Origin of the sequence: Streptomyces sp. NPDC046716 (genome assembly GCF_040645755.1) — a bacterium.
Lineage (GTDB): Bacteria > Actinomycetota > Actinomycetes > Streptomycetales > Streptomycetaceae > Streptomyces.
Map to the genome: position 1 here is coordinate 15,117 of NZ_JBEYYU010000089.1, position 11,972 is coordinate 27,088.

Annotated in this window: 9 protein-coding genes and 3 pseudogenes; 2 read left to right on the forward strand and 10 right to left on the reverse strand. The window is 68.7% G+C overall.

Annotated features, from left to right (window positions below; all coding sequences use genetic code 11):
* Positions 1-23: 23 nt before the first annotated feature.
* Positions 24-461, reverse strand: a complete 438-nt coding sequence (locus ABZ930_RS38375; RefSeq protein WP_361559151.1) for a DUF4259 domain-containing protein — start codon at positions 459-461, stop codon at positions 24-26.
* Positions 462-860: 399 nt separating this feature from the next.
* Here ABZ930_RS38375 and ABZ930_RS38380 point away from each other — a divergent pair.
* Positions 861-1,800 (forward strand): annotated as a pseudogene (locus ABZ930_RS38380) (glutamate--cysteine ligase); the annotation flags it as partial.
* 593 nt (positions 1,801-2,393) lie between these two features.
* Here ABZ930_RS38380 and ABZ930_RS38385 read toward each other — a convergent pair.
* The 6 genes and pseudogenes from ABZ930_RS38385 to ABZ930_RS38410 form a co-directional block, all read right to left on the reverse strand.
* Positions 2,394-3,317 (reverse strand): glycosyltransferase, encoded by a 924-nt coding sequence (locus ABZ930_RS38385; protein ID WP_361559128.1) that lies wholly within the window; start codon positions 3,315-3,317, stop codon positions 2,394-2,396.
* Complete coding sequence (locus ABZ930_RS38390; protein ID WP_361559130.1) at positions 3,314-3,928, reverse strand: SAM-dependent methyltransferase; 615 nt, start codon at positions 3,926-3,928, stop codon at positions 3,314-3,316. The genes ABZ930_RS38385 and ABZ930_RS38390 overlap by 4 nt, the downstream gene beginning before the upstream one ends.
* Positions 3,925-4,734: a PIG-L deacetylase family protein gene (locus tag ABZ930_RS38395; protein WP_361559133.1), complete on the reverse strand. Its 810-nt coding sequence runs from the start codon at positions 4,732-4,734 to the stop codon at positions 3,925-3,927. The genes ABZ930_RS38390 and ABZ930_RS38395 overlap by 4 nt, the downstream gene beginning before the upstream one ends.
* A complete protein-coding gene (locus ABZ930_RS38400; RefSeq protein ID WP_361559136.1) occupies positions 4,731-5,738 on the reverse strand; it encodes an acyl-CoA dehydrogenase family protein in 1,008 nt (335 codons plus the stop codon). The genes ABZ930_RS38395 and ABZ930_RS38400 overlap by 4 nt, the downstream gene beginning before the upstream one ends.
* Before the next feature lie 302 nt (positions 5,739-6,040).
* Positions 6,041-6,708, reverse strand: a pseudogene (locus ABZ930_RS38405) (HAD family hydrolase).
* 412 nt (positions 6,709-7,120) lie between these two features.
* The gene (locus ABZ930_RS38410; protein WP_361559139.1) at positions 7,121-7,960 is read right to left on the reverse strand and encodes an EamA family transporter; all 840 of its coding nucleotides are present in this window, start codon (positions 7,958-7,960) and stop codon (positions 7,121-7,123) included.
* Positions 7,961-8,089: 129 nt separating this feature from the next.
* On the opposite strand from ABZ930_RS38410, the gene ABZ930_RS38415 reads away from it, so the two are divergent.
* Positions 8,090-8,791: an Asp/Glu racemase gene (locus tag ABZ930_RS38415; RefSeq protein WP_361559142.1), complete on the forward strand. Its 702-nt coding sequence runs from the start codon at positions 8,090-8,092 to the stop codon at positions 8,789-8,791.
* A gap of 594 nt (positions 8,792-9,385) precedes the next feature.
* On the opposite strand, the gene ABZ930_RS38420 is transcribed toward ABZ930_RS38415, so the two are convergent.
* The 3 genes and pseudogenes from ABZ930_RS38420 to ABZ930_RS38430 form a co-directional block, all read right to left on the reverse strand.
* Complete coding sequence (locus ABZ930_RS38420) at positions 9,386-10,312, reverse strand: SDR family oxidoreductase (RefSeq protein WP_361559145.1); 927 nt, start codon at positions 10,310-10,312, stop codon at positions 9,386-9,388.
* Positions 10,313-10,943: 631 nt separating this feature from the next.
* Positions 10,944-11,285 carry an STAS domain-containing protein gene (locus ABZ930_RS38425; protein WP_361559148.1) on the reverse strand — a complete coding sequence of 114 codons (342 nt, stop codon included), beginning with the start codon at positions 11,283-11,285 and terminating at the stop codon, positions 10,944-10,946.
* A gap of 574 nt (positions 11,286-11,859) precedes the next feature.
* Positions 11,860-11,972 (reverse strand): annotated as a pseudogene (locus ABZ930_RS38430) (SAM-dependent methyltransferase); the annotation flags it as partial.

Consider the following 11,972-nt stretch of genomic DNA (forward strand, 5'->3'; position numbering starts at 1 on the left):
CAAGGCAGCGACGGACACCGGGCTCACATCTCGAACAGCGGATCCCCCGGTAGTTGGGGCACCGGATCGAGTGTCTGCCGAAGTCGGCCAATACTTCCGCGCCAGGCTGCGCCGCTCTCCGACTCCTCCCAAAGCTCTGCGAGCTCCGACTCATCTGCGAGGACTCGGTCAAGGGCCTCGACAGCCAACGGCTTGAGCTCCACGGACAGAGTCGGTACCGGCTCGTCAGGACCGTACGGAATGCTGACTGGCTCGCCCTCTGAACATTGGGCAGCAACCAAGGCAGCAGCAGCCACTGCCTCTTCGGCTTCCGGGGCCTCTAGGTAGTCCTGGTTGTCGGCAGCACGAAAGAGCGCTCGGCGGATGAGGGCTTCACGCTCCGCCATCGCAGCGTCGTCCAGATCGTCGGCGAAGTCCGCAGCTGTGTCGTTGTCGAACGGGTGAACATCCCACGTACCCATGGCTCCCTCTCTCAGTTGACCGACCGGGATCTTCGCAGTAGCCACTGACAACGAAACACATCAACTTGGGAAGCTCGGATGATCTAGGCGGAATTGGGCGACATCCCTTACCTCGGCACGCCAACCGACGGGTACCCGCCTCAATGGGTTTACGCGGGCAGTGGTCATCGAGCACGTCAAGCGCTGGTGGGCTCCGCACAATGTGCTTGCCTCATCGACATCACTGAAGGTGGGCCATCATCACCAAAGGTAGGCCTCACGTCCGGCTGCTGGCTCGTTTCTGCCGCGCGGGTGGCGGGCGGGAACTGTGAGGCAGACCGTGCGGCTCCCCCGCTGGGGCGCATCCCCTCCTTTCGTCGGCCCCTTATCGATTCCTGCTTCGAAGAGACTCGAAGGGGCATGACATTTGCGCAGTGTCGGTATGGAGTCGGTATGGAGGAGGAACTGCTGCTCGTGGACCGCGACAGCAGCGAGCCGCGTGCCATGGCGAGCGCGGTCATGGCCGTCGCCGACCGCGCGAGCGACGGCGATTTCGAGGCGGAGCTGCACCGTTAGCAGTTGGAGTTCGCCGCCCGTCCGCACCAGTCGATGTCGAACGCGCACCACGGCTGCCGATCACGCGGAGAGGCTGGGCGGCGCCGCCGTCGCGCTCGCCACCTCTCCCCTGCCGGTGAGTCCCACCGTCGGTACGGGTCAGCGCCATCAGTGGCTGGCGCGGGAGTTCGGTCTCACCACGCAGGAGCAGCTGACGTGCGACTGCCACGTCCATGTGGAGGTCGAGTCGGACGAGGAGGGCGTCGCCGTGCTGAACCGGCTGCGCCCCTGGATGTCCGTACTGGTCGCGCTGAGCGCCAACTCGCCGTTCTGGCAGGGCAAGGAATCGCATTACAGCAGCTACCGCAGCCGGGTGTGGGGGCGCTGGTCGACCGCCGGGCCGGTGGATCTCTTCGACGCCGCCGCCTACCACCGCGAGGTCCGGGCCATGGTCGCCACCGGAGTCGTATGGGACCGGGGCATGGTCCACTTCGACGCGCGCCTCTCCGCCGCCCACCCGACCGTGGAGGTCCGCGTCGCCGATGTGTGCCTGGAGCCGTTCACGACGGTCCTGCTCGCCATGCTCGTACGGGGCCTGGTCGAGACTGCGCCTCGTGACTGGCAGGCCGGCGAGCTCGCCGCGACACACCCGGTGTCGCTGCTGCGCCTCGCCGGCTGGCGCGCGGGCCGGTCAGGACTCGACGGAACGCTCGTGTGCCCGCGGCTGATCCGTCCCGTACCGGCCCGGACGGCGATCGAGTCCCTGCTGGAGCACGTGCGGCCTGCGCTGGAGGACGCCGGTGACTTCGAGGAGGCCCGTACCCACGGCGGCATGTGACTCCGCGGCGGGCCCCTGCGCCGCCTCACCTGAGCGCTCACAGTGATCGGCATCACAATCGCATGCAGGCCTGCGCAGGACTGGTCTGCACTGTAGGGGGCACCCAGTCGCAGGATGTGCTGCGAGGGCGGCCAATTCACTGGGGAGTGTCAGGCCGCCCTCGCACCACCCACGCTCTTTCGCCTCCACCGATCATCTTGACCGAGCCCGTAAGTTGTGGCCTTGCCCCACGCCAAGAGTTTCGCCAAGGCGTCCCAGATCGGTGAGGGCGGCCTTCCCGACAAGGAGCGGGGAGGGTTGTCGGCAGCGGTCTCGCGCCGCTGGGTTGAACGGTGTGATGCCGCGTCAGCGGACCGAGCAGGCCGTCATGGCGGCCGCCAACCCACTACAAGCCTGAGAGCGCGGCACGGAAGGACGTCCCCATGACGAACGACCTGGTGCCGTGGCTCGGCGAGTAGCTCGACAGATGAGAGCGGGTCGCACGGTGGGCGGTGCCGGGACCGTGGCGCCGAGGATCACGAGTCGACAGCGACGATCACAAGTAGGACTGACTCCGTCGGTCATTCTGCGTTGTTGCGCGCCGGAAACGGCTCGTGCTGTGCATCAACGCCGGTACGGACTTCGCCCCGACCCGCATCAGCCAGCCGGCGCCCGCGGTCTGAAAGTCTGGTCCCAATGGTTGCGTCTGTGGAGGCCGACCCACCTCCAGTGGCCAGGTCAGCACCCACAGGAACAGTTGGAACCGGCTGCTCATTGAGCGCCGACGGGGCAAGTTCGCCCCCTACCTCCAGGCGAGCGAGAAGGTCGGCGAGACCACCCGGTGCACGGCCACTGGTACGTGCCGCAGTGCGCACCGGGTGGCCGTCTGTGCGGACGATCCGGTGTCCGGAGGCAAGGAGTCGGGTGACGAGGTCGTGGTCCTCCCCGGTGGGCAGTTCGGCGAATCCACCGATGTGCTGGTACGCGGCGGCTGCAACGCCCAGGTTGGCTCCGTGCACGTGCGGGTGACGCCACGGGGCGCTGCCCGCGGGCGGGCGGGTGTGGAAGTACGCAGCATCGTGCAGAGCCGCACGCACGGTGGTGGCCGGGGGGCTGGCGGCGAGGCGGATGGTTCCCAGGACGGCGTCGTAATCCTGGTCCGCCCAGGTGATCTGGTGGGTGAGCCAGGTGTCGGGCACCGTGGTGTCAGCGTCGGTCATGGCCAGCCAGAGAGCATCTGCCACATCGCCCAGGAGCCGCAGCGTATGGCGTGCGCCAGCTGCACGGGCGGCTCCCACGTTGTGGTCGTCGATGCGGAGGACGACGGCTCCGTGTTCGGCGGCGACGGTCGCCGTGGCGTCGGAGCAGGCGTCGGCGACCACCACGACGACGACGGGCAGGGGCGCCACGTGCCGGGCCGCCTCGCGCACGCTGCGCAGGCAGGCGGCGATGAGGGGGGCTTCGTTGTGCGCCGGGACGATCACGGCGACCGCACGGCAGCTCATGCGAGGCCTTCGGCACGGGCCGGGGACATCGGCGTATGCGATGCGGGGCCGCGCACGTGGACGGTCAGGGTGAAGTCGGGATCGTCGTAGCGGGCCAGCGCCTTCAGGTCGGTCATGGTGTCGAGCTGTTTCGCGATGTCGCGGCCGGTGCAGGAGTGCTCGGCCACCGGGTGGTTCCAATGGACGGTCACGAGATGTCCGCCGTCGTCGAGGGACTGAGCACTTTGCCGCAGGATCCGATCCCGGGCGCCGGTATCGAAGTAGTAGAGGATTTCGGAGAGTACGACGAGGTCGAAGGTGCTCTGTGGCCACTGTTGCGGGACGGTCATCTGCTGCACGTGCACGTGCTCCAGGCCGGCGGTACGCCGCCGGGTCGCTTCGACGGCGGCGGCGATCCGGTCGGTGGAGAGCAGGCTGTCGCAGCGCTGGGCCAGCATCTGGGAGAGCACGCCGACCGAGCAGCCGGGCTCGAAGGCCCGCGCGTAGCGGCGACACGGCAGCGCCGCCGTAGTGAGCAAGTACTTGCGGCGGTCGTACCAGCGCTCGGCCAGATGCCACGGGTCGGAGGCACCCGCGTACTGATCGTGGAAGTAGGAGGCGGGGGTGCTCACGTGATCACCGTCTCGAGCGCGCGGGTGTGGTGGGCGATCTCCTGCTCGGGCAGCACGGGGCCGGTCTGCGGGCCACGCGGCTGCAGTTGACTGGTGAAGCAGTTCAGAGCGGCCTTCTTCCGTTCCTGGGCCTCGGCGGTCAGGGGAAGCACGGCCGCCTGGTGCCATGGCACGCGCGGATCACCGGGCCGCGCCCAGTGCCACATCCACACCGGGTACGACCACAAGGGAAGGCCCGCGCCCTGAGCGGCGCGTTTCGCTGCCCGGCCTGCCGCCTCGTGGTCGCTGTGCAGGTCTCCAGCCCATGGCGCAACGCACAAGGCGGCCCCGGTGTCCTGCAGCAGCGCCTTGATCGCGGCGGATGCGATGTGTTCCTGTTCGTCCAGGCCGGTGTCGGGCAGGGCGATGTGCACCGGCGGCGGCATGGGGCCCAGCGCTTCGAGGGCGCGGGCGAGTTCGTCGCGTCGGCGGGCCGCGAGCCGAGTTTGAGCCTGGAGTGTCGTGTCGCCGTGGGAGGCCTCGCCGTCGGTCAGGCAGACCGTGTTGACGTGAACGCCGGCGCCCAGGAGGTGCGCCATGGTTCCGCCGAAGCCGAGAATTTCGTCGTCGGGGTGTGCGGCCACCACGAGGACCGGTCCGGTGATCGGCAGCGGCTGCCGAGGTAGTTGACGCGGCAACTCTTTGGCCCGCCACAGCTCTTCGGCTGTGCCCGCGGCGTCGATCGCGGCAGCCGCGGCCTCCCGGTCTCGGGCGGACAGGGGATCGTCCTGCCAGGTGTCTGCTTGGTTCGCGCGCATACGGCTCATCGGGCGGCCTCCTGCGTACGGAGGGGCACTGCGAGACGTCCGAGTTCAGCAAGATTCGCTTCGGCGTGGTGCTGACGTACGTAGACCGTCAGGTCGGCCACGGCCCGGGCGTGCCGCTCGTCGTGACACAACGGCCCAGCGCCGGTCGCGCGCCCCACGTGTTCCAGCACCTCCGTGCACACCTTCTCGATCAGGGCCCGCACGCGCAGGCCCCGCACGCGGGCGCGGCCCTGCGTGTCGTCCGGATCGGCGTCTATCTCCCGGCCCGCTTGGTGCAGCACGGTGTCGGCCGCGTGGAGGGCCACGTCGACAGCTCCCAGGTGGGCAGCCGCGTGATCACCAAGGCGCCCCGCGGCCCCTCGTTCATACAAGCAAGCGGCCACGGCCCGGGCTCCTCCGAGCCAGCAGGCGGCTACGCCGACCCCTCCGTGCAGGAACCCCGGCCTGTCCAGATAGGCGTTCACACCGCCGACGGGCCGTGCCGGAACGTCTGCGAAGGTGACGTCCAGACTGTCGCTGTCGGCCATGCCGACCGCCGGCCACGTGCCCTCCACCGGCTCGACACCGCGCTGTGACAGGGGCACCGCGAACAATCGGTAACCATCCTCGGCCTCAGCGGTCAGCAGAGCGTGAGTGCAGGTTCGGGCACCGGAGCAGAACGGCTTCGTACCGCGCACCCGCCATCCATTCGTGGCTCGCTCGGCGCGCACGACTGGATCCGGCGGGCGCGCCGCCCACACCCCCCACCGCTCCCCCGGCTCCGGCAGGGACTGCTCGATCTCCTGCAAGATCGCAGAGGCGTCGAGGTGTCCCTCCGCCAGGCGTGCCAACGACAGATCGCGTTCCCCCAGCGCGGTGAGCGCCGCGAGTCTGCTTACCGTGTTCCGGCCCGGCAAGGAAACTCGTGCGGCCTCATTCTCCGCGAAGTCGGCGAACAGACCCGCTACGCGAGCGGGGCCATGAAGGGCGACAGCCGCATCGGCGGCAAGGGCAGGTGAGGACATTGATTGCCTTCTTCGATAACGCGGGCCGCGCTCTGCTCCGAAGGCCCGGCATGTGCGCGCGCTCATCCGCGGCTGCTGTGTATGCAGACAACTCTTGGCGCGCCTGTGGTCCCAAGCACTGATCGCCGGGTTCCCAACGCGCCGACGGCAAAACTCGCCCATCAGGTCACGCCACCCCGCTGACCGGCCCGTTCGATAGAGGTAGACGTGGCGCCATCTCTGCGGCCTGTAGGTGTGGGGCGCGTCGAGCGAGGCAGCCGGGAGTCGCTTTTGCCTGCTGTACTCGAGGGAGTCGACCTCGGTCAGGAGCATGTGAAGGTGGTTCGCCCGATGTCTTTCAGCAGGTCGGCCGTGTCCTCGTACACCTCTGCGGCTCCCGCTCCCTGGAGGGCGGCCCGGTAGGTACCCCCCGCTCAAAACGGCGACGGGGACGACGTCCCACGGCGCGCCGCTCGCATGTTCCAGACCGAGGCGCCGACGAGAACGCTGTCTTCAGGCCGAGCTCCGACCAGTTCGAGCGCGTGCAGTACGGGATCGGGGGCCGACTGACCCTCGTTCACGTCATCGGCGCTCGCGGTGTCGGCGATCACCTCGTCCGCGTCGAGCGCCGCTCGGAGCGCCGACAGTTCCGGACCACTTGCCGACGTGGCCAGCACGACCACCCAGCCGTCTGTGTGCAGGCGCCGCAGCAGGTCACGGGCTCCGTCGAAGGGGGCCAGACGCTCGTATCAGGCGCCCTTAGAGGGCCGTGTGGCCGGCGCTGATGGCCGAGTGTTGGGTCTTGTCCCGCTCCTCGCCCAGCAGGTGCTCCAGCAGGTCGGCGGAGTCGAGACCGATGGCACCGTGGATTGCCGTCATGGCCACGCGGTGGCCGGCCTGTTCGCAATGCTTCCCACCAGCACACGGCGTGCAGATGGTTGGTGTCCACCAGAGTTTCGTCCACATCGAAGACTGCTGCGCGATTACTCATGGGGGTCCTTTCGGCGGCTGCGTTCGATGCCCTGGGCGGTCGCACCACAGCCAGGCCGCTCCCGGGCGCTGCGGGAGTCTCCTGCATCGGAAGCGGGACGGAGTGCCTCGCCCGGCGACCGGGGCCCCTCCCGCGCGCCGACGGCACGCTCGCAGCATTCGCGGGTTGCATAGAGGGCTCCAGCCCTCCGTACGTCAGCTCTCCGCCCGACTGGGCCACATTTCTTGGCGATCGCTGGGGGGGTGGGTCGTCTGGAAGCTCCGGCAGCGGCGGAATCGCGGCTGACGACGAGGCAGGCAGCGCGCCTTCTCGTGGTGCGGGTCAGAGCACTGCAGGTGGATTCACGAAAGCATTGATTGCCACCCCACTCCGCTCCGATGTGCAGTCGGCGTGCACAGCGTGGAACGGCTGCTCAGCCGATGGCGAGCAGCACGGAGGCCGCTGCCGTGCCCACCAGTCCGGCCACTTGGCGCCGATCGACTCGCTCGTGCAGCAGGGTCAGCCCCAGGATCACCGGCAGCGCCGGGTACAGGGAGGCGAGGACGACGGCGATGGAGAGCATCTGCTGCCGGGTGGCCAGCAGGTACAGGCTCAGGCCCAGTGCCGCACCGGCTCCGATGAGCAGCGCCTGAGCCGCGCGCAGAGGCGGCACGCGCAGATGGCGTACGGCGGTCGGCACGAGGACCACAACGGCGGCGAGCCGGCCTGCGGCCACCGGCCACAGGCCGCTGGCGGCTCCCGCTTGGGCCAGCGCCAGATACTGCACGGCAACGCCCGCGCTCGCCAACAGCCCGTCCGCCGTGCCTTCGGCGTTCTGCCGCTGCCGCCCCCGCCGGCCGATGGCGTGTCCACCCGAGACGAGCCACAGGGCAGGCCCCGTGGCGGCAATACCTGTCCAGGCCAGGAGCGTCGGCCGGTCCCCAAGAAAAATAACTCCGGTGAGCACGGAGAGGACCACGGAGGTCACGGCGCTCACAGGCACCACCACGGTCATCGCGCCTCGGCTGAGCCCATGGTTCAGGCACAGCATGGCCGCGGCGCTGCCGACTCCGGACAAGGCTCCCCAGCCCAGGTCCGCGGGGTGGACGCAGGAGGCGGGGACGAGGACAGCGACGATCACGGCAAGCAGCAAGCCGCCCAGTTGGCCGAGCAGGGTGACGGCCGTGAAGGGGGTACGGCGGGACAACAGGCCGCCGGCGAAGTCGACAACGCCGTAGCAAGCGGCCGAGACCAGTGCTAGAAGGGCAGCCATCCGCCCGTGGTTACCCGGATCGCGTGGCGTCACGCGTATGCCACGAACAAGCTGCGGGCTCGGGCAGCGCGGTGTGTGAAACGGCTCGTTAGCCTCGGTGGTATGGGTCCACGAAACCTCCGTCCTACGATGCGGCGGCATGTCGGGGTGGTCGCCTCCTACGACTTCGCGCGTGAGGCGGAGCTGCGCCGCTGGATCCCGCCGGGTGTGACATGCTCGCTGACTTTCACCGAAGAGGTTTGCTACCGGGACAATCTGGAGCTGGTCTCCCGCCTCGGCAGGCCGAATCTGCTGGCAGAGCCGGTCCGGGAGCTGGTTGATTGCGGAGCAGAGGCCGTGGCCTATCTGTGTACCGCGTGCAGCTTCGTCAACGGTGTGGCCGGTGAGCGGGCGTTGCGGGACAAGATGACGAAACACGGTGCGCGGCAGGCGCTGACGACCAGCGGTGCGGTCACTGCCGCCCTCCGTGCCGTCGGTGCCCGCCGGCTCGCCGTTGTGCACCCCTACCAGGAGCCGGTCGATCGTCTGCTGGCCACGTACCTCGAGGCCTCCGGCTTCGACGTTGTCGCGCTCTCGTCACTGAGCCTTGATGCGGTCGAAGATGTCTACACCGTGGACGAGCAGCGGGTGATCGAAACCGTGGTCGGCGGAGATCACTGGGAAGCGGATGCTCTGTTCATCAGCTGCACCGCTCTGCCCACCTACGATGCTCTTCCCCATCTGGAAGAACGACTCGGGAAACCCGTCATCAGCGCAAATCAGGCCACCGCATGGGCGCTGCTGCGTGCTGTGGGTGCACAAGCAAGCCACCCAGGACAGCGGCTCTTGTGAACGGCGCGGGCCGAGCGGGTCGAAGCCGAGCAGTGAACAGGACCGGGTGGGTCCTCCACCGGATGCGGGCAGGAAGGCCGCCGCTGGCAGTGGCGTGGCGGCGGCCGTCGGGCGCGGGACGGGAGCTCCGCCTGGAGGCTCAGGCCGCAGGCGGCATGACTACTTCGCCAGCCTCACTCAGCATGACAAAGAAGCCAGGCCTCATGCCCCCCGAACCTGCCTCTCCTCCGTGCCCCCCCTCCGGCCACTCTGAAGGCCGTCCAGGTCACACGGCTGATCTGTCAGTGGTGCCGAGCGTCCTCTCCCCTGAAGTGCAGCTCGATCACAACTCTCAGCGCAAGTCCTTGAACCGGCCCAGAAAGTCGTGGGCTGGAATGGTCCGTCGCGCAGGCAAAGGAGCATCACGGTAACGGGTACCTGCCAAGGTTCACGGCCTGCCGAGCGCCAAGAAGAAGACCGCGGCCAAGAAGACGGCTAAAGGTCCTGACGCTCCGCCTGCAGCGACTCTCACGGCCCGGCCAGACGCCGTCGGATCACTGGTCTCTTTCAGCGTTACTGGGTGCATGTCCTCCACGCCGGTGTGCGACGACCGTTCTATCTCGGCTGCTGCGTGACTCCGCGGTAGACGTCCCAGTCGGCGTGTCCGCCAGGGCCGAGCACGTCGACCACATCGCCGTACTCGTTGCGGTCGTGCGCAGCGAGTTCACGGCGGGTCACGCAGGCGACGAGTGCGGGGAACAGGGGGCGCAGCGGCTGGCACCAGCGTAGCCATGGTGGTGCGTAGATGTGGGCGGTGCGCGAGGCGATGCCGCGGGCGAGCCAGGTGGCGACCTGGTCGGTCGTGTGGACTTTGCGGGCGAAGCGGGGCTGGTTGTTGCGCAGTGCCTGCAGGACGGGGTGCTCATCGATGTCGGTGACCATGCCGGTGCCGGTCCAGTGCAGATAGGCGATGCCGACGGCGACACCGTCAGGGCGGGTCTCGCCGCGTAGGGCTTGGGCGAAGGACTCGGCGCCGGCCTTCGATGCGCAGTAGGCGCTCATCATGGGTGCGGATCCGAACGCAGCGGTGGAGGCGATCTGCAGGAAGTAGCCGCGGCGCTGGACCAGCTGGGGCAGGAAGGCGCGTGCGGTGTTCGCGGATCCGACGAGGTTGACGTGGATGACCCGGTCCCACAGTTCGGCAGGCGTGCGGTCGAACGGTCCTCCGACGGCGATGCCTGCGTTCGCGACCACCACGCTGGCCGGGCCGAGCTCCTGCTCGACGTGGTGGGCGGCGCGGGCGAGTGCTTCGCGGTCGGTCACGTCAGTTTCCAGGCACAGGCCGGGTTGCGGGAGGCGGGAGGCGACTTCGCGGAGCGTCTCCCCCTCGCGGCCGATGAGAGCGACGCGCATTCCCGCGTCGGCGAGCTGCCGGGCCAGGGCTGCGCCGACGCCGCGCGCGGCGCCCGTGATCACCGCCACGCGTCCCTCCAGCGCGGCATGGCGGCCGGTCGGGCGGGCTGCCGGACGACTGATCGGCACGGAACCTCACTCCTGCGCTGAGTTGGCGTTGGCTGTACCTCCACCATGAACGACCCTGCCGTCGAATGCGCGACGGCGTGAGAGCGCAGCGGTACGCGGTGGTCGTCCAAGCGGGCCTTTACGTCCCGTCGAGCGCGGCCCGGCCCGCGTAGCTCCCCGGGGGGCGGCGGTCGGGTCATCGTCCCGCGCACCTGGGCCGCCGCCCACCGAGTGTGCACGGCCGCCGCGGGGGAATGGACAGACCGTACGGCTGCTGGGTGCCCGGTCGGAACGCGCCCACACCCATAAAGTGTTTTCTGGCATATGCGCACGCGACAGGCTGGCCCACCTGGCCGTATGTGAGGGGATGAGGGCTGATGGACTGGCGTGACTTCGCGGTGCACATGGCGTCGATGGCGCGCGGCTTTCTGGCCCGGGACTCCGTGGACACCACCCTGGACAAGATCACGAATGTTGCCGTCGCTCTCGTCGACGACTGCGATGCGGGCGGCATTTCCGACCCTGCGCAAAGGGCAGGTGACGGCCCTGGCCGCGTCCGGGCTCATGGTCAAGGAGACCGACCGGCTCCAGGAACAACACCGCACCATCGCCCTTGCCCGCACACCGGACGACCGGACCCGGGGGGAGCCGGTCAAAGGGCCTGATCGACGTCAGTGCTGTCGGGGGTGAGGCCGAAGTGTTCTGCCGTGCCGGTGACCGCGAACAACCGGGTGAGCGGAGGCTGCAGCGGGCCACGGACGACGAAGGTGTGCCCGCGGGCCGCAGCGTGACGTTTCAGCTGAAGGAACCAGCCGAGCAATCGAGTAGGGCAATGGGAGACGTTGCGGACGTCGACGATGGTCGTAGCCTTGGTCGGCTCACTACAGCAGGCCGAAGCCTCCTCAAGGACATCACCATCGTCCAGATCCCCGTACAAGGTGATGACCAACAGGCCCTCGGACTGCTCAACATCGGCACGGGCGGCTTCGTACATGGGCTGATCTCTCAACGTCACGGTTGGCGGGCGCTGCACGGCTGAACCCTGTTACGGAGACGAGTTCCCCGACGGGGTCCGGGCTCGGAAACTCTGCCTCCATGCTGCCGCAACAATCCGGCCACCTGCCCCGGAAGCAGACCCCTCTTCGTTATCTGTCCCTACGGATGCGCTTTTGGGACTGGCCTCGAACACACGGGGCAGCGTGGCGGGGGCCGCTCATGGAGGGGGAAGCCACGGACGGTTGCCGGCGGGGATCTTCATCGCCTCGCCCCGGACGGTCTCGCACCGCCACAGGATCCCGCGGTCGCCGTCGTTCTCCAGACTTCGAGAAGTCTCATGACACGTCAGGTCATCGCCGGCAGGGGTTCAGCACCGCCGTACGCGGTTCGGCCCGACACTCGGACAGATATCTGAGTGTCGGGCCGAAGCCGCTCTCTGCGCTTGTGGGCCCAGATCACGTGGGCCTGGCCGTACTGTCCCGGCTGTCAGGACCGAGCGGGGCTGTGAGCATGACCCTGGCTCTCCTCACCGGGCTCCTTGGAACCGATCATCTGGGGACCAGCGAGGCGTTCTACTGGCGGACCGCCGCGATCAGTCCGCCGGGCTGTTCCTCGCGCTGCGGCGGGGTGGTGATCGGGCGGTCGTAGGCGGCAGCGCACTCGCGCAGGGTGTGGCTCTCGGCCT